Source organism: Polluticoccus soli, assembly GCF_029269745.1.
GTDB lineage: Bacteria > Bacteroidota > Bacteroidia > Chitinophagales > Chitinophagaceae > Polluticoccus > Polluticoccus soli.
The window spans coordinates 875,836-893,934 of sequence record NZ_JARJHT010000001.1; the positions used below are offsets into that span (position 1 = coordinate 875,836).

Sequence of the window (18,099 nt, forward strand, 5' to 3'; positions counted from 1 at the left end):
GTTTCTACTTTATGTTCAAGGCCATCTTACCTGCCCTAAATTTCCACTACCCGATGCTGTCACAGCCACACTCTTGACCTCACCTCAGAGCTGTTGAGCAGGATTGAACTGCCGACCTCTTCCTTACCAAGGAAGTGCTCTACCACTGAGCTACAACAGCTTAAAGAACTGCCATTCAACACTTTTAGTTTTCACCCGGCACACTTTGTTTGCCTGGAGAAAACTTTTCTCTGTTCGTTCTGAGCGGGAGACGAGGCTCGAACCCGCGACCTACAGCTTGGAAGGCTGTCGCTCTACCAACTGAGCTACTCCCGCTTTCAGAGTTAAAAGTTTGCAGCTGACAGTATGCACTGTGTGCAAACTGTTGACTGCAAACTGTCAACTTTAGTGGGCAGAGAAGGATTCGAACCTCCGAAGTCGTAAGACAGCAGATTTACAGTCTGCCCTCGTTGGCCACTTGAGTATCTGCCCAGGCCAAAAAATGAAAAATGGAACAAAAAAATACGAATGTATATTTTTAGAAATTCACACTTCACTTTTCTGAGCCGCTTGCCGGAATCGAACCAGCGACCTACTGATTACAAATCAGTTGCTCTACCATCTGAGCTAAAGCGGCTTATTTTTTCTTAAGAACTACCCCCGCGTTCAAAACGGGATTGCAAAAGTAGGCAACAAAATGATTTTTGCAAATTTTTTTGAGCAGGTTGAAAAAAATGTAATCAAGGCTTTCGTTTCACACTTAGCGTATGGCAGAAATATCTCAATCGAAAATCTACCTCTTCCATTTGAAATTGACACTCAGAGTTGTGTCTTTATACTTGAAGGAATAGACGCCTGTTACCAGGTCGTTTTTCATTTTTCCCTCCCCACCGCGAATGATGATGGAACTATCTGCGCGCATCACCTGGTTGGCTTTTATTGAAAACTCGTAGCGCGATTGCCTTTTACAAACGACTCCATTAAGCGAATCGTGCAACCCTGTGATAGTAAAACTATCTGCAGCACCAACTATCTTGAGATCATAACCAAAATGCGCATCACCCGTATCGCGCACATAGGTTTCATCAACCTGCCAGGTACCCTTAAATTTTTCAAACCAGGCAGTATCACAGTACAAACCTTCAAACCCTGATGGACATGCACACTGGCCATCTACACACACACCCTTGTTGTAGCAAATAACCTTGCCGCATTTGTCCTTAATACAAGAACCTAGCACCAGGATAACGAACAGGAAAGCAAGCCGATACACAATGGGAGATAACTGTCTCATTTCATGGCAATGTTATGAAATGTTCCAAAAACTTACGCCTGAATTAGTTACAAACAATATTGTTGTCATTTGTTGTCGTTTTTGCAGATGGCAAAATCCGCCTACCTCTGATTTGTTGACTCGCAATAGCAAAAGTTCAAACACTGTACCATTTTTTAGAGCTTCCAGCCAAAAACATTATTTTATTATTTAATGGGATTAATAGGTTTTAATTCTCCTTATGTAACATTTTTGTTAATTTTAAAGACCTAATTTTTGCCATAAATGTCTAGACATTTACGCCTTTACCTATTGTTACCTGTCGTGATGTTGTTTGTCCCATTGTTAATGCGTGGACAAATGTATCATCACATACCTTACACAACGTCGTCGGTTACTGTTGGCGGTAATACTGTCACTGTAACACCGTACAATGCAACTACGCAGGCATCTATCTGCAATCTTTCCAATGCCTACGCGCTGCAAACAGGCATAGGTGGTACTGGCTCCAGCTTTATGTTTAGTTTTTCTGCTCCTGCCAGCCATATCCGTATCAGGTTACTGGATATGAATGTTGGCGATTTTGTTGGTGTAAAGATCAACTCGCTACAGCACACTCTGCAGTATAGTGAAGTGAGCCCAATCGACCCGGCGCTCAACCTGACTTGTAATAACCAAACTGCAGATTCAATTGAAAACGGTTTGTTGACAACATACTCGCCCACCTCTTCGCAAGGACGTTCAGCACAGATAGATCTGAATCCAGGCACACAGATCAACGACTTTGAATTCTTTTATGAGCAAAACCCCGCGGGCAGCGGTGCCGCGCTTTTTGAAATATACTTTGTGAACGACACTTGTGGCGCTAATACGCTAACAGCTACTGCTAACACGCCATGCGAAGGCCAATCGTTAAACCTTGGAGCTGTAAATGTACCGCCAGGCGTTACCGACTATTCATGGAGCACCATTCCACCCCTTGCCTTTAGCAGCGCTATTGCTAATCCAACGATCACCAACATCACAAAAGCAGATGCAGGTTATTACTATTTAACTGCTACGCGCGGAAATTGTGTGTACACCGACGATATAGAAGTAAAAGTAAAAACAAGACCAGTTGTCACTACAATATCTTCGTCTCCTGCTGCGCCATGTCCGGGACAAAACTTTAACTTGAGTGCAGACGCCGATTCATTAGGGTCAACCTTTAGTTGGACTGGCCCCAATAGCTATACCTCAGCTCAGCAAAATCCCACGGTAACCAACACCAGTTTCCTCAGCCAGGGTACATATAGTGTTGTTGCTACTTACAATGGCTGTCCATCTGTACCTAAAACAACTAACGTAACACTGTTTTCATCGGCCGTTACGCCAACGGCAGCACCAGTTGCACCGCTTTGTCCGGGAAAGACGCTGAATTTGTCTGCCAGTACTGTTCCTGATCCAAATGCGACATACCTGTGGATAGGCCCTAATAACTTCTCGAGCACATCGCTGACGCCGTCGATATCCAACATTACATTTGCCGATTCTGGAAAATACTACGTCGTTTCAGTGACCAACGGCTGTCAGTCATTGCCCGATAGCGTTTCGGTAAAGGTTGACATATTGACCCCTACACCCGACGCAGATAGTGCGATCGTCGTGTGTCCAGGAGCCACGATGAAATTGAATGTCGCCAATATGCCGGGAGCAACATTTAAATGGACTGGCCCCGCTTTCCCAACACCATCGCCAGTGCAAAACCCTTCGGTACCCAATGCCACAGCAGGCTTTGCTGGAAAATACTTTGTAACGGCAACTATTAATGGGTGTGTTTCACGTCCCGACAGTACGGTGGTCACTTTGGACATTACCACCCCTACACCGGAAACTGACAGCCTTACCATTGTTTGTCCTAATACCACATTAAAACTTTTTGTAGACACAGTAGCCGGCGCCACTTACTACTGGGCGGGACCAGCCGGTTTTTCGACAACCGGTCAATACCCTACAATACCCAACGCGACCAGCATCATTGCGGGTAAATACTATGTGCGTGTAAATGTAAACGGATGCATGTCGCTGGCCGACACTACAGTGGTAGTACTACAGATCACCACGCCTACGCCAGAAGCAGGTAGCAACGGCCCTATTTGCGAAGGAACCAATCTGCAGCTAACTGCTTTGCAAATACCTAATGCCAGCTACAAGTGGAAAGGACCGGGAGGTTTCAGTTCAAATGCGCAAAATCCGGCATTGCCTAACGCTGCTCCTGAAACTGCAGGCCAATACATCGTTGAGGCAAATGTCGATGGTTGCATCTCGCTACCCGACACTGTTACTGTCGATGTGAAACGCTCACCTACAGTTACTCTTGAAGGAGATACACTGATATGCGAAAACGACACACTGAACCTTGCTGCTATTAGTCCGCAGGATGGCATTTCTTACCAATGGACACTGCCTAGTGGAAGTAACTTCACAGAGAAGTACCTCGCAATTGCTAATGCTGACGGTAAGGCAGCAGGCAGGTACAGCGTATATGTAAATCACGAAGGTTGCCAGTCGAAAGCTCCGGGCATAATTGATGTAAGAGTAAAACCTTTGCCCGCTATACCAGTAGCAAGCAACAACAGTTCTACTACAGACAGCGCACGTAAAGTTGGACAGGAGATAAAGCTGTATAGTGAAAACGCTACGCCCGGTATCACTTATTCATGGACTGGCCCGGATGGCTTCACATCAACACAACAAAACCCTGTGCTCAAAGATATTAGTAAGCGCAACGAAGGCATATATACCATTAGAACAATACTCGATGGCTGCCAGACACTTGCCGAAACCGAAGTGTTTGTGTCAAACCGCAACTATGTAGTCCTATATCCCAATCCAAACGATGGAAAATTCACTCTGAAAGCCAGCTTGGGTAAAGACCAGGCAGCCGACCTGTTTATCGTTAACGCCGTTGGACAGGTAGTGTATAAAGACAAAGTGGACGTGAAAGGCAAGCTGTTGCTTAAGGAGTTCTCGCTAGGAGCCAACCTGAGTAATGGAGTATACCTGCTGCACATACCGCTTGAAGGTGATGATGATATTGACCTTCGCTTTGTCATCACGCGTTAGCCGATATTTTTTTAACTTAACGCAGCAGGGTTAATCTGCGCCCCAGTAGATGAAAGAACTTTTACGTATTGCCATTTTTTTGCTGCTCCCTGTTATTTCTACAGGGCAGACGTACTACAATTTAACTCACGACTATGGCACACAGATAGTAGGCACAAATCCTGTTACGGTATCTGATACCGGCAGTGCAGAAGCACCTGGATTAGTATGTTTCAACGTTGGTCCATACAGCCTTGGGAAAAATGGCAAATTGCAGCTTTTCAGGTACGAGTTTGGGTACCCGGTTAAAGGCATCCGAATCCAGGTAGCTTATGTGGGCGATAAAGACACTCTTGCCCTATATATTAACGACAATTTTTACCCGCTTACCTCATCGAACATATCTCCCAATGTATCCACCTTCTGCCAGGGATACACTACGCTTTGCCAGGTTTACAATGGTTTACTTGGCCCTGACCCCGGTACTGGTGGAGGTGCCTATCCGTATAGCAAGGCTCAACTGGACATTAATCCAACGACCCTGATCAACAATGTGATGCTCTCCTACCGGGGTAATGGGAACGGATTCAATTATAGCATCTGGTATGCCATTGACCCACATGTTTATTTGAAAGAACCATTCTACGACACCATCGCATGTGCAGGCGATACCATACAGGTTGGAATGAAAGTGAGCGATAACTTCAATGCAGGAAATACTTTCAAGGTTCAATTATCGGACGCGAACGGAAATTTTGCAAACGGCACGATCATCGGCTCAAGACAATCAGATACCGCAGGAACTATTCTGTGTGGAATACCCGACATGCTTCCAGAGGGCACAAACTATCATTTCCGTATAATATCGACCCTGCCGGCGGATACATCTACCGGCAACACCTATCCGATCAGGGTAGCACATTATCCAACACTTGCCGTGAGTTCAAATAGCCCAATTTGTGCGGGCGATGTACTTAGGCTTAACGCTGTAACTGACAATACCAACCTGAAGTGGACAGGGCCGGGAGGATTTTCTGCAACCGTAGCTAATCCGTCCTTTATATCGGAAATGAAATATATCGGGGAGTATGAAGTGACTACAGACAATTACGGATGTATCACTACCGTGAGCACGAACGTGACGATCAAACCGCTTCCTGTTATAACTTCCATCAACAACACCAGCCCGAAATGTGAGAACGAAGAAATCGTGCTACAAGTGAAAGCAAGCGATACTGCCACCAAATTTTCCTGGACGGGACCAGGTGGATTTACTTCTAATGTGCCTTCTCCAAAGCTATCCGATGTTCGCATCAGCTCAAACGGCCTGTATTCGGTGATTGCCAATTTGAATGGATGTATTTCTACCGCTGACAGCACTAGCGTTACCATTTATCCACGACCGGAGAAACCAGTGATATCAGTAAATAACCCGGTAAAACCAGGCGACAGCCTCGTATTCAGAGCCGCAGGAGTACCCGGAGCCAGCTATCAGTGGACAGGTCCGGGTGGGTTTAGCAGCACAGAACAAAACCCCATAAAGACACTCGTGGACGTAACCGATGAAGGTGAGTACAAAGTAACATCCACCATGGGCAGCTGCTCATCTTCCACCTCTGTAGTTATCGATGTGTTGCAAGCTGCATTGAGTTATTACCTGACGCCCAATCCGGGCAACGGCGATATACGCATCTACGGCAACTACCTTGTAAGCAAAACGATCCCGTTTGAAGTTGTGACCAGCACGGGACAAACATTATACAGAGGACAGGTTACTACCAACAAGAAATTCCTTGATATCAAGTTAGATATGCACGGACAACTAAGTAACGGCGTGTACTTTATCCGCCTTCAGTTGAAAGATGAAATGCTGAAGATACCGTTTGTGATCGGGCAATAAGCTTAGAGCTGCTTCAACTCTGACACCAGGTCCTGCAATACTTTTTTGGCGTCTCCAAAAAGCATGGATGTCTTTGGTTTAAAGAAAAGGTCATTCTCGATACCGGCATAGCCTGGTTTCATACTGCGCTTGTTCACGATCACGTGGTCAGCTTTTTCAACTTCCAGTATTGGCATTCCGTATATGGGGCTTGATGGGTCTTCTTTAGCCGCGGGGTTCACCACATCATTGGCGCCGATGATCATTACAACGTTGGTTGTACTCATCTGCTCGTTGGCATCTTCCATTTCCATTAACTTATCATATGGCACATCAGCTTCTGCCAGCAGCACGTTCATGTGGCCGGGCATACGACCTGCTACAGGGTGTATGCCATAGTATACCTCTACCCCTTTTTCAATGAGTAATTTCTCCAACTCGTGACATGCGTGCTGGGCTTGTGCAACTGCAAGACCATAGCCCGGTATTATCATTACCTTTTGTGCATATGCCATCAATACAGCAGTGTCATTAAGAGATATTTCTTTATAGTGCCCCTGATCTTTAGCTTCGCCACCTCCTGCGCTAGCGTGGCCTCCGCCAAAACTACCTATTAATACATTCTTCAGCGACCTGTTCATCGCTTTACACATCAAGATAGTAAGAATAGTACCTGCTGATCCCACAAGAATACCACCTGTGAGCATTACCGGGTTGTTGTACAGGAATCCGCCAAAAGCAGCAGCCACACCTGTAAAAGAGTTAAGCAGCGATATCACCACAGGCATATCGGCGCCACCTATCGGTAACACAAACATAATTCCGTAAATAAGTGATAGCGCGAGGATCAAATAAAAGTAAGTGATCGTCATACCCGGACGCGCAACGAGTATCAGTAGAATAAGGCCCGCAATGATAGCCAGCAAACCAAGATTAACTACATGCTGGCCTTTGAACGAACGATCTTTGATCTTGCCGTTCAATTTACCCCACGCTATGATACTACCGGCAAAAGACACGCTACCAATGACCATGCCTATGAGTATGGTAGCTAACATGCCACCGGGTATAGAACTAAAAAAAGTGTAACCTGAATCTTCATACAGCTCCCAGGTAAAATCAGAAGTGAGGTGATGAAACTCGATAATAGAAATAAGCATGGCACACGCACCACCCATACCGTTGAACATACTTACCATCTCAGGCATGGCGGTCATCTGCACTTTTTTCGCCGCCGCCGTACCAACTACCGTACCAATCACCAAACCTGCAAATATCCATCCGTAGTTATGCAGCGGGCTACCCAGTTCATCCTGGTACAGGAAAATCGTTGCCAGAATGGCTACGGCCATGCCTGCGGCAGCTACCAGGTTGCCCCGGCGGGCGCTATCAGGGTGCGACAGCATTTTGAGACCAACGATAAAAGTGATTGACCCGATCAGGTAACTTAATGCTAAAATGGCTTGCATGTTCATAGAGAAGTCCGTTTATTCTATCGCTTTGCTATTTTTTCTTTTTCTTTTTATCAAACATTTCCAGCATCCTGTCCGTTACCACAAAACCACCTACTACGTTGAGCGTTCCTAATACCACGGCAAGAAAACCGAGCGTCAATGCCAGGTAGTCGTGCGAGGGTGCTTTACCCATAACGATGATGGCTCCGATGATCACGACACCATGTATAGCGTTGGCACCACTCATAAGCGGCGTGTGCAATACAGATGGCACGCGAGAGATCACCTCGATACCAAGAAAAATGGACAATATGACTATCGTAAGTAGCCTGTATGTGGCTTCGTCGGTAAACAGGTTAAGTAATTGTTCCATGATCTATGCGTTTGATGATTGCGGCAAAAGCGCCGTTACTCGTTCGTTAGTTATTGTTCCGTTATGAGCTATACAAGTACCTTTTACCAGGTCATCATTGAAGTCGAGGTTGATATTGCCTTCCTTGCCGATGATCAGTTTTAAAAAGTTCAGTACGTTTTTGCTGTACAGCTTGCTGGCGTCTGCCGGCATGGTGGCTGCAAGCGCAGAATTGCCTATAATAGCAACCCCGTTGTGCATCACTGTCTGCCCATTTTTTGTAAGGTCAGTATTACCTCCTGTAGAAGCTGCCAGGTCAACGATCACAGACCCAGCCCGCATATCATTGATCATGGACTCGGTTATCAATATCGGCGCCTTTTTCCCGGGTATTTGCGCCGTAGTAATGATTATATCTGCTTTATACGCATGCTCATGTATTTTCTCCTTTTGCCTGCGTTGGAAATCCTCACTTTGCTCAACGGCATAGCCGCCGGCTTTTGAAGCATCAGCTGCGCCTTCTACTTCTACGAATTTTGCACCAAGGCTCATTACTTCCTCCTTCACCGCAGGGCGCGTATCAAATACTTCAACAACAGCGCCCAGCCGGCGGGCTGTTGCAATGGCCTGTAAGCCGGCAACACCGGCGCCTAGTATCAGCACTTTTGCAGGAGCAATGCTACCCGCAGCGGTCATGAACATTGGGAAGTAACGGCCGTATTGGAATGCGCCCAACAATACTGCTTTATAGCCAGCAATATTGGCCTGCGAGCTTAGTACGTCCATCGACTGGGCACGGGTAGTGCGCGGTATAGTATCCAGACTAAAGACAGTATAGCCATCAGAAGCCCACTGCTTCATTTTCTGGTAATGAAAAAGCGGCTGGTAAATGCCCATCAGGATGGCGCCTTTTTTTGCATCACCTATGTTCTCGTGATGAATACCGAGTATAATATCAGCACCTGAAAGGATCGCGTTCCTGTCCTTTAATTCAGCGCCAGCCTCGCGAAAAGCGCTGTCGCTATAAAATGCGTGCTCTCCTGCCGCTTGCTCTATCCATACCGTTACATTCATCTTCTTCAATGCGCTCACTACCTCTGGCACCAGCGAAACCCTAGTTTCCGGCGCCTGCTCTTTCAATACACCTATAACCATAAGTAGTTCCTATTCATTTGACAGATATGAAAATATACGTTTTAATCTGAAAGTCCAAAATATGCGATAGCGATTTCACTTACTCTAATGCCATACCCGCTGCCGTAGTATCTTTGCGCCTATGCATTATGTTTCGGCTGAAGGTATTAGCAAGTCGTTTGGAATTAAACCGCTGTTCCAGGATATATCATTTCATATCAGCGAGGGCGACAAGATCTCGCTAGTCGCGAAAAATGGCAGCGGGAAATCGACGTTATTGAAGATCCTTGCGGGTAAAGACCAGCCAGACAGCGGCAATGTATGGATACACAAAGATGTGACGGTTGCGTTGTTTGAACAGGAACCTGTTTTCAACGAAGACCTGTCTGTTGTCGACAACATCTTTCATTATAAGCACCCGGTTGCTGAAGCCCTTAGAGATTATGAGCGCATACTTGATGCTGAAGAAAAAGACCCGGTGAAGTTGTCGGAGGCTTTAGGACGTATAGATGAATTGGGTGCCTGGGAGTTTGAAGCCAAGGTGAAACAGATACTGGGCAAGCTGAATATCCATCATCTGGATCAGCCTGTAAAAACATTGTCGGGTGGTCAGCGCAAACGTGTTGCCCTGGCGCAGACGCTAATCGACATAGGATTCGAGCATAAACATGTGCTGCTGATCATGGACGAACCCACCAACCATCTTGATGTGGAAATGGTGGAATGGCTCGAACACTACCTGAACCAGGAGAACGTGACGCTGCTAATGGTAACCCACGATCGCTATTTCCTGGATGCCGTTTGCGACGAGATCTGGGAACTGGATGGCAGTGAGTTGTACGAATATAAAGGCGACTACGAGAACTACCTGGAAAAGAAAGCAGCTCGCATCGAAAGCCAACAGGCAAGTATCGACAAAGCACGCAACGAATACCGCAAGGAGCTGGAATGGATGCGCAAGCAGCCGAAAGCACGTACAACCAAAGCCCGGAGCAGGATAGATGCTTTTTACGATGTAGAGGCGCGCGCCAAGCAACGCATTGAAGACAACAAAGTGCAGCTTCAAATGAAGATGAACCGCCTGGGAGGTAAGATCGCAGAACTGAAGAAAGTATACAAGAGCTATGGCGATAAGGTCATCATGCGCGGCTTTGATTACACCTTCAAAAAGGGCGACCGTATTGGGATAGTGGGTAAGAACGGTGCGGGTAAATCTACTTTCTTGCAAATACTCCAGGGCCATGAAGCAGCCGATAGCGGTAAGATAAATATTGGAGACACGGTAATATTCGGCAACTTCTCGCAGCAGGGCCTCGTTATTAAGGAGGACATGCGGATCATCGAGTATGTAAAAAACATAGCTGAGAGCTTCCCATTAGCCGGAGGTGGATCGCTAAGCGCTGCACAATTCCTGCAGTTGTTCCTGTTCACACCCGAACAGCAATATACCTACCTGTCGAAATTAAGTGGTGGCGAAAAAAAGCGTTTACAAATGCTTACAGTCCTTTTCCGCAACCCCAACTTCCTGATACTTGACGAACCGACAAATGATCTCGACCTGCCCACATTGTCCGTACTCGAGAATTTCCTGAATGACTACCAGGGCTGCCTCGTTATCGTATCGCACGACAGGTATTTCATGGATAGACTCGTAGACCACCTTTTTGTGTTTGAAGGCAATGGCGAGATACGCGACTTTCCTGGCAACTATTCTGACTATCGCATCTGGCAAAAGACGGAAGAAAAGAAACCAGCTATCAGCTTCCAGCAGGCAGACGACAGCGCAAGCACAGTCGAAACTATTGTTCCTGCAAAGCCTGCGAAAGAGAAGAAAAAACTCTCGTTCAACGAGAAACGCGAATTTGAACAACTGGAGAAGGATATGCCTGCCCTTGAAAAAGAAAAGGCTGAGATATCCGAAAAAATGAGCCAGCCCGGCCTTGCCTATGATGAATTGCAAAAGCTAAGCGCACGGATAACTGAGGTAACAAATTTGCTGGAGGAAAAGGAACTCCGATGGTTAGAGCTAAGCGAATACATGTAAAAAGAAAAAAGCGGGCAATGCCCGCTTTTTTCTTTTTTATAAACTTCACCATTATGGTGTTGTGCTTGCGTCTTTATTTTTCCTATCGAATTCGAACAGCAGCGAGAAACGCAGTGTGTTAGAAAGTGGATTACGGTTAGTTCCGCTACCTGAAGGTATCAGGTAAGAAAAGTTCAGGTTGAACACCTGGTAACGTACACCCAGACCTACCGTCAGGTATTTGCGATCACCTTTGTCTTTGTTCTCGTAGAAATACCCGGCACGAACAGCAAATTGGTTCTGATACCAGTATTCTGCACCAACTGACACCTGGAATTCTTTCAGCTCTTCGCTGAAACCACCCGGCGCATCGCCAAATGAACCAAGCATGCCAGACACAACGCCCTTATCATTACGAGGATCAAACTGAGGCTGATCAACTGGGTCGTTGTCGGTGTTAGTATCAATTGGAGTAGGTACCAATAGTTTGTTCAGGTCAAGTGCAAAAGTCACTTTGTTGTATTCATCTGCCTGGTAAGTGTACGCACCACCTAAGCCAAGGTTGATAGGAATGAAATCCCTCCTGGTAGAAGTGTACGATATCTTAGAACCAACGTTGCTCAGGATTGCACCCAGGCTTAGGTTCCTGTTACGATATTCGTCGATCTCGGTTGTTTTAGTATAGTATACACCCAGATCAGCGCCTACTGCATTACCGGGGCTATACTGTGCAGACTGCAGGCCTGCAGACAGACCAGATGCAATAGCCGAATGGATATACCTGAAGCCCAGACCTGCCGACAGGTTTTCAGACAGGCGGCGTGAATAACCGAGATCCAGCGCAAGTTCGTTAGGCTTGCCGGTGCCGAGCGATTGGCCCTGAGCATCGGTATAGTTGATCTCCCCAAGAGAGAAATATCTGAATGACGCACTGATAGCCTGGTTGTCGTTTTGTCCAAACTTCGAGTAGCCTGAAAGATATGCAAGAAATATATCCGGCACCAGGTCTTTAAGCCATGGCGTATAGGTCATCGATATACCGTAAGGTTTTGCGGCAAACGGAAGTTTCGACAAGTTCCAGTACTGAGCGTTAGCATCAGGGCTAATAGCAATACCTACATCCCCCATAGCGCCTGAACGGGCATCTGGCGATATTCTTAGAAAGGGTACAGCGGTGGTGATGGTGTTTGTGGTACCATTGATGTTAGTTTGGCCGAAAGAGCTGGTTGCCAGTAAACCCGCTGCGATCGTTAATCCAATAAAAGCAAAACGTTTTGCCATTCTATTAAAATTAATTTTAAAGTTAGACAAAGGTAATTTTATTTGCTGTACGCAAGCAATATCCCCTTTAGTCTTCGAAAGATATGCAATAATAGTCAAAGACAATCAATTAACGAACAATAACCAGTTTTTGGTATGCGGTAGTTTCAACACTTTGCGCGGTGGATATTTTCATACGATATATGTACACTCCGGACGGCAACATTACGCCGCTATCTGAATGACCATCCCAGGTTATTTCGTTGGCATGACTACCTGTTGGAGTAAAGTTTTGCCTAAGCGTTTTAACCAAAGTACCATCACTTGTATAAATAGTTAATTCCGCATTCAACATTTCATCGGGGTGGTTATGCTCAAACCTGAAATGCGTCACATCCCTGAACGGATTAGGATAATTGATAAGATTTTGAACTTTCACGATCTTGCCATCCGCTACTTCAAAATCAACATACCCTTCTCCAGAATTATTGTTCACGTCCCAGGCTTTTACTGTAATGCGATGCAAGCCGTCGCTCAATCCACTTAGCGGAAAATTGACATAACCACGTTTGTAAGTATTAGGTGCGGTCTCATAATAATCGTTCATCACCATAGGATTTGCGATATCGCCATCCAGCACTGCTGTAAGGTCGTGACCTACACTGTTGCCTGATACGTTAATACCAGTCTCGTCCTCGAGGATTACATACAGCAGCGTATTCGGCCCTGTCAATCCGCCATTCCGGAATAAGCTATCGCCTATGTACGGCTTTACGATTGGTGCATTGAATTCAATTACAGGATTGTCTGAAAATCCACCAACTGTGAAGCTTGTGTCTGATCCCGCACCATCAGTTTTGCCATTTTCTGCATAAAAGCTCATTTTACCCCTGCCATATTCATAGTTAATGTCCTTCGGAGCAATAAATGCGATGGAAAAACGTCCGTTAGTTACAGTTGCCTTTCCCTTGTAGATAATATTGTTTCGAACATGAAACTTTTTTTCTCCATACTGTGTGGTCACCGACACTGTTCTTGGCTTATCGAAGAAAGTAAGCGACAGGCGGCCATTAAAGCCTTCAAGAACACTGCCGTTCACGTCTGCAACGTTCCCTTTGATAACATAAGACCCAAGCGCTCCTATAGAGTCCACCGGCTGCATGGTTACTCCATCCAATACTGATTCTGTATTGATAAAGTATTGAGGGAAGTTAGGCTCAAGCGCAGGGTCTCCTAACAACGCAAATTTTCGAAAGTTGATGGTGATGTCACTGGTAGTAGCGCTATTGCCATAGACAACGTTCTTACCTATGCGAAACGCATCGCCAAATGTATTCCACCGGCCGTTGATATGCTGGAACTGGGCATCCAGGAACTCTCTATTGATGATCAGGTTGGCATAAGCATACACCAGCTGAGTTGTTACCACCATGGCAATAACGCCACCGTCGTTTTTCAACACCAAACGTTCGCCTGCTGACACATAATCCGGATGGTCGAATCGTCCGAAATCGCACGTTGCGGTCACCATGAACGGAAGTTTATCAATGTTCTTCCATTTATTGTAGTCGTCTTGCGTTAATATCCGTTCGTGGGACAGAACCTGGGTATTACCATGACCACTATAGTTCAGTAATAGTGTCCCCTTAAATACCTGGTCGTTGATAGCTTTATTCGCATTAGGTGCCCTTTTCCCACCTGGAGTGGAGATCATAGGTATGGCATTCTGGTACACCTTAGTATGATTGTAAATGTCACTATTGCTAACAATAATGGTATCCATGATCTCCTCATGGGTCATATGCGCACCTGCGTTATCCTCATCATCTGCAATAAGCGTGGTTGATAGTCGCCAGGGACCTAATGAAGCTGCGCTTTTATAATTGACGATCTTATTAACGACAGTATTTGCTTCCTCAGGCGTTTTCACTGGCAGCCTGCCTACACCGACATCCAGGGTATTGGCAATACTTGTATTCTCAATGTTTTCGTTATCATCAAGCATCGCAAAAAAGTCATCATTCAAAAAACTATTGATAAAGTTCAACGATTGTTCCGACTCAAATGTTGGAACAAAATTGGTATTGCCGTTTATTCGATTCTTATAATCGAACGATGCGTCGCCCATCAGCAGTAAATAACGAGGCATCTGGCTGGAATCACTTCCAGCGCGATCATAAAAATAACGTGCAAAATCACGGATACCAGAAATATCCTGGCCACCAGATGAGAATTCATTATACACCTGTTGTGTACTAGCCACCAGCACTTTCATGCCGCTACGCTGGCGGTGAAAATCTGCCAGTTGATTTGCAGCACCAACAAAATCAGGATACGCTACGATAATATAATCCACAGCGTCATTGCCCACCAGGTTTTGATTAGGTACGCTGCCAACGTATTCAGGCTGCGGCAAATTGCTGCTCTTCATTGCCGCAAATTCGTGGAGCACATTGGCGGTTTGATTAAATGCAAAAGTGCTGCCAGTCAATGTTCCATTCATCCGAACTGGATTATGTGGGTCTGTTACGTCCCACACTTGAGTACCTGCGACAGCATTACTGATCTGGTACCCGACAACATTGCCGGCTTTTACGGAATTCCAGTCGCGGAAGCTGAATTCTTCTTTATCAAAATAAAGTGCACGCTTGGTGTTCACCTCAACATAGTCAAGATAACCGGTACAGTTGCTGGCGCCTGGTTGGTAGGTGAATTTTAATTTGGGCTTACTATTTGAATATGGGCCCACCCAGTTTACATCCACTACATCCACAGGCCTGTCATCATCAGTACGGAAAGAGGCACCTAACTGCGCCTGGGGCAGTGGTTGATTGTCAAGAAATATATTGAAAATATTGAGAGAGGCCGGACAGCGTGATGCCACCTGTATATTGAATGAGGCCTCAACTACCGGACCGATCTCCATTTCAATTTCCCGGGTGCTTTGCTTTCCTCCGTCGGTACCGAAGTCTTCGCCATACCACGACTTGCCGAATTTACCAGGATTGAACAGATCATTTTCATACAACGCATATCCGTTGGCGGTGCTCGTTGTAACATTAGCCTGCAGCGACTCCTGCTGACCTGAAACCCGTTTTCCGGGTCCAATATCAAAATTGATAAAATAGTAGCCCTTATCCTCGTATAGGTTTTTTACATGACGGAAACTGCCTTTCGAGCTGTCTATATCCCAACCCGTAGGTCCCATTGCATAAAATACAAAGTAATCTCCAGGTCCGAAACTACCATCACCACCGTCGTTTACCCAGATAGCAGCCTCCTCTATTGTCGTTTTACGCTGCACTGCATTGTTTTCCGACAACATTCTTCCTCCATTTCCAAACACCCTGATATTTGCGGGATTGATCGACGAGGCGCTGACCCCAAGTTTTTGTGTTACGAACTCATAATCGATCTTGAAAAGCCCTGTGTTGCTCACCGCAACTTTATACCAACTACCACTCGCCAATACCGAAGGCAATGCAGTTGTCTTAGCAGCAACCGGAGGCGGCTCGGTCGCCTTGTTTTCCGATACCTCGACTGTTACCGCACTTAGCTGTTTAACAACCCCGTTTTCGTAGGCAAAAGCAGGTATGCGAACGAGGGCAAAAGGACGCTTACGATCCTTACCAAGTATAATATCGAAATTATCGGCATTGCCGGGCAACGCTTCCTCGGGCAAGGGAACGCCCGTTTTGTAGGAGACTCCGGTCAGCCGCACTTTAGGCACCGCGTAGTTTTGCAGCCAAACCTTCTTTACAACATATCCATTCGTAATATCTTTATGCGAAACTTGATAGGTATTGTTAAAATCGGCGAAAACCGGAAGGTTTGCCAGTAGAAGCGATAAGCCAATAGTAAGTTTCTTCATTTTTCTGATTATATTGCAGTACACTGCACGTTTTCAAAGTTAAGTTAATCGGCTGATTCTATTGCCGGGCCCGGTAAGTGAATCATCATTAGAACGTAAAACTTAGCATATTATTACGATAATGGCCTGCGGCATAGGAAACTGATATTTTTTTTTGCTGCAAGTTTGAAAGCTTGACATTTTGAAAAGAATGCTCTATCATTGTAATCACTTTATCAATTGTTCAAACCAATTTGTAGAAAATATTTTTCTCTGATTATGAAAAGATCTCTCATCGGCGTTAGCATGCTTTGCATCGGGGCGGCCACTTTTCTCTCGGCCTGCTCCTCGAAAAAATCTGTCGGTGTATCGCAAACGACCGGCTGGGATTACAACGATCCGCGCCTGGGTGGTTTCGATGTAGCCAATTACCCTGGACAGCAAACTGGTCCGGGCCTGACATTCGTAGAAGGCGGCCGCTTTACTATGGGGCAAACCGAAGAAGACCTGGTAATGGAGCGCAACAACGAGCCCCATACTGTTTCAGTTTCGTCTTTCTACATGGATGAGACAGAGGTTGCTAACGTTCATTACCGCGAATATCTTTTCTGGCTGGGCCGTACTTACGGATCTGACTATCCGGAAATAATGGTTAAAGCGTTGCCTGATACAACAACATGGCGCAAGGCGCTTTCGTACAACGAACCGCTGGTTCAGTACTACCTGCGTCACGCTGCATACGACTACTATCCGGTGGTTGGTGTAAGCTGGAACCAGGCTAACGAATTTGCTAAATGGCGCACTGATCGCGTGAACGAATATATCCTGATCAAAAATGGTTTCCTGAAGCGCAATGCTAACCAGGTGAACGAGGACGTATTCAATACCGAAACTTATGTTTACGGTCAATACGAAGGCACTCCGGGCAGAAGCCGCAAGCGCGATTTAGATCCGCAAAGCTCTGGTCGTCGTAACCTTACCTATTCTGATGGCTACCTGTTGCCTTCTTACCGTCTCCCAACGGAAGCTGAGTGGGAATATGCTGCTTATGGCAACATTGGCAACAACCCAGAGCCTGAAACTAAACGCCGTCGTGGTGAAGAGGTTATTACTGACCGCAACGTATATCCTTGGGGTGACGCGTATACTACACGCTATGGCTTGCGTAACTCTTACCAAGGTGAATTCTTCGGAAACTTCAAACGCGGTAAAGGTGATGCGATGGGTCTGGCAGGTGGTCTGAACGACAACGCTGATATTCCTGGTCCAGTATATTCTTATATGCCTAACTCTTATGGTCTGTACAACATGGCAGGCAACGTGAGTGAGTGGGTAATGGATACTTACCGCCCAGCCGCAGAAAATCTGAACGATTTCCGTCCTTTCCGTGGTAACGTTTACGAGGCTCACAAACGCATTGCTGAAGACTACACATTGGAAGAGAAAGATAGCCTGGGTCATCTGCCTACACGTGTGATGACAGCTGAAGAGATGGCTGCAAAAGAACAGTTTGATGGTAACACTACTGATCTGCGCGACTACCAGGATGGTGACAGCTCTTCTCAGTTCTCTTACAACTACGGTACTAACACACTGGTGAGCAACAACGCAAAAGTATACAAAGGTGCATCTTGGAATGATCGCGCTTACTGGATGTCTCCTGGTACCCGCCGCTACATGCAGGCTAACCAATCTAGCTCTTCTGTTGGTTTCCGTCTGGTAATGGACCGCCTGGGTTCTCCTAACGGCCGCAACGATGAGAAAGCTGGCAACTACTTCGGTAGGAGCGGAAGAAGGCCAAACAAATAATT

The 18,099-nt window shown here is 46.0% G+C and carries 10 protein-coding genes and 4 tRNA genes; 4 read left to right on the forward strand and 10 right to left on the reverse strand.

Features of this window, described 5'->3' with window-relative positions; translation table 11 throughout:
• Positions 1 to 88 precede the first annotated feature (88 nt).
• The 5 genes from P2W83_RS04000 to P2W83_RS04020 form a co-directional block, all read right to left on the reverse strand.
• Positions 89 to 160, reverse strand: a tRNA-Thr gene (locus P2W83_RS04000).
• 82 nt (positions 161 to 242) lie between these two features.
• Positions 243 to 315 (reverse strand) — tRNA-Gly (locus P2W83_RS04005).
• Positions 316 to 388: 73 nt separating this feature from the next.
• A tRNA-Tyr gene (locus tag P2W83_RS04010) sits at positions 389 to 471 on the reverse strand.
• A 72-nt stretch (positions 472 to 543) separates the two neighbouring features.
• Positions 544 to 616, reverse strand: a tRNA-Thr gene (locus tag P2W83_RS04015).
• A gap of 156 nt (positions 617 to 772) precedes the next feature.
• Complete coding sequence (locus P2W83_RS04020; protein ID WP_276132403.1) at positions 773 to 1,273, reverse strand: calcium-binding EGF-like domain-containing protein; 501 nt, start codon at positions 1,271 to 1,273, stop codon at positions 773 to 775.
• Positions 1,274 to 1,537: 264 nt separating this feature from the next.
• On the opposite strand from P2W83_RS04020, the gene P2W83_RS04025 reads away from it, so the two are divergent.
• A complete protein-coding gene (locus P2W83_RS04025; protein WP_276132404.1) occupies positions 1,538 to 4,357 on the forward strand; it encodes a T9SS type A sorting domain-containing protein in 2,820 nt (939 codons plus the stop codon).
• 49 nt (positions 4,358 to 4,406) lie between these two features.
• Entirely contained in the window at positions 4,407 to 6,236 is a 1,830-nt protein-coding gene (locus P2W83_RS04030; RefSeq protein ID WP_276132405.1) for a T9SS type A sorting domain-containing protein, read from the forward strand.
• 2 nt (positions 6,237 to 6,238) lie between these two features.
• Here the strand turns inward: P2W83_RS04030 and P2W83_RS04035 are convergent, their stop codons facing one another.
• Genes P2W83_RS04035 through P2W83_RS04045 form a run of 3 tightly spaced genes read right to left on the reverse strand, consistent with a single transcriptional unit; the run spans position 6,239 to position 9,176 of the window.
• On the reverse strand, positions 6,239 to 7,690 hold the full coding sequence (locus P2W83_RS04035) for an NAD(P)(+) transhydrogenase (Re/Si-specific) subunit beta (protein ID WP_276132406.1): 1,452 nt from the start codon (positions 7,688 to 7,690) through the stop codon (positions 6,239 to 6,241).
• Positions 7,691 to 7,718: 28 nt separating this feature from the next.
• The gene (locus P2W83_RS04040; protein ID WP_276132407.1) at positions 7,719 to 8,042 is read right to left on the reverse strand and encodes an NAD(P) transhydrogenase subunit alpha part 2; all 324 of its coding nucleotides are present in this window, start codon (positions 8,040 to 8,042) and stop codon (positions 7,719 to 7,721) included.
• Between the two features lie 3 nt (positions 8,043 to 8,045).
• Positions 8,046 to 9,176 (reverse strand): Re/Si-specific NAD(P)(+) transhydrogenase subunit alpha, encoded by a 1,131-nt coding sequence (locus P2W83_RS04045; RefSeq protein ID WP_276132408.1) that lies wholly within the window; start codon positions 9,174 to 9,176, stop codon positions 8,046 to 8,048.
• A gap of 121 nt (positions 9,177 to 9,297) precedes the next feature.
• Between P2W83_RS04045 and P2W83_RS04050 the strand changes: the two genes are divergently transcribed.
• On the forward strand, positions 9,298 to 11,199 hold the full coding sequence (locus tag P2W83_RS04050) for an ABC-F family ATP-binding cassette domain-containing protein (RefSeq protein ID WP_276132409.1): 1,902 nt from the start codon (positions 9,298 to 9,300) through the stop codon (positions 11,197 to 11,199).
• Between the two features lie 51 nt (positions 11,200 to 11,250).
• On the opposite strand, the gene porV is transcribed toward P2W83_RS04050, so the two are convergent.
• Positions 11,251 to 12,459, reverse strand: a complete 1,209-nt coding sequence (gene porV / locus P2W83_RS04055) for a type IX secretion system outer membrane channel protein PorV (RefSeq protein ID WP_276132410.1) — start codon at positions 12,457 to 12,459, stop codon at positions 11,251 to 11,253.
• A gap of 109 nt (positions 12,460 to 12,568) precedes the next feature.
• A complete protein-coding gene (porU, locus tag P2W83_RS04060; RefSeq protein WP_276132411.1) occupies positions 12,569 to 16,309 on the reverse strand; it encodes a type IX secretion system sortase PorU in 3,741 nt (1,246 codons plus the stop codon).
• A 258-nt stretch (positions 16,310 to 16,567) separates the two neighbouring features.
• Between porU and P2W83_RS04065 the strand changes: the two genes are divergently transcribed.
• Positions 16,568 to 18,097, forward strand: a complete 1,530-nt coding sequence (locus tag P2W83_RS04065; protein WP_276132412.1) for an SUMF1/EgtB/PvdO family nonheme iron enzyme — start codon at positions 16,568 to 16,570, stop codon at positions 18,095 to 18,097.
• Positions 18,098 to 18,099: the final 2 nt, after the last annotated feature.

Excerpts from the sequence above, each read along its gene's own strand:
- P2W83_RS04045 (WP_276132408.1), bottom strand. The coding sequence starts at position 9,176 with ATGGTTATAGGTGTATTGAAAGAGCAGGCGCCGGAAACTAGGGTTTCG.
- P2W83_RS04025 (WP_276132404.1), top strand. The coding sequence starts at position 1,538 with ATGTCTAGACATTTACGCCTTTACCTATTGTTACCTGTCGTGATGTTG.
- P2W83_RS04020 (WP_276132403.1), bottom strand. The coding sequence starts at position 1,273 with ATGAGACAGTTATCTCCCATTGTGTATCGGCTTGCTTTCCTGTTCGTT.
- porV (WP_276132410.1), bottom strand. The coding sequence starts at position 12,459 with ATGGCAAAACGTTTTGCTTTTATTGGATTAACGATCGCAGCGGGTTTA.
- P2W83_RS04040 (WP_276132407.1), bottom strand. The coding sequence starts at position 8,042 with ATGGAACAATTACTTAACCTGTTTACCGACGAAGCCACATACAGGCTA.
- P2W83_RS04050 (WP_276132409.1), top strand. The coding sequence starts at position 9,298 with ATGCATTATGTTTCGGCTGAAGGTATTAGCAAGTCGTTTGGAATTAAA.
- P2W83_RS04030 (WP_276132405.1), top strand. The coding sequence starts at position 4,407 with ATGAAAGAACTTTTACGTATTGCCATTTTTTTGCTGCTCCCTGTTATT.
- porU (WP_276132411.1), bottom strand. The coding sequence starts at position 16,309 with ATGAAGAAACTTACTATTGGCTTATCGCTTCTACTGGCAAACCTTCCG.
- P2W83_RS04035 (WP_276132406.1), bottom strand. The coding sequence starts at position 7,690 with ATGAACATGCAAGCCATTTTAGCATTAAGTTACCTGATCGGGTCAATC.
- P2W83_RS04065 (WP_276132412.1), top strand. The coding sequence starts at position 16,568 with ATGAAAAGATCTCTCATCGGCGTTAGCATGCTTTGCATCGGGGCGGCC.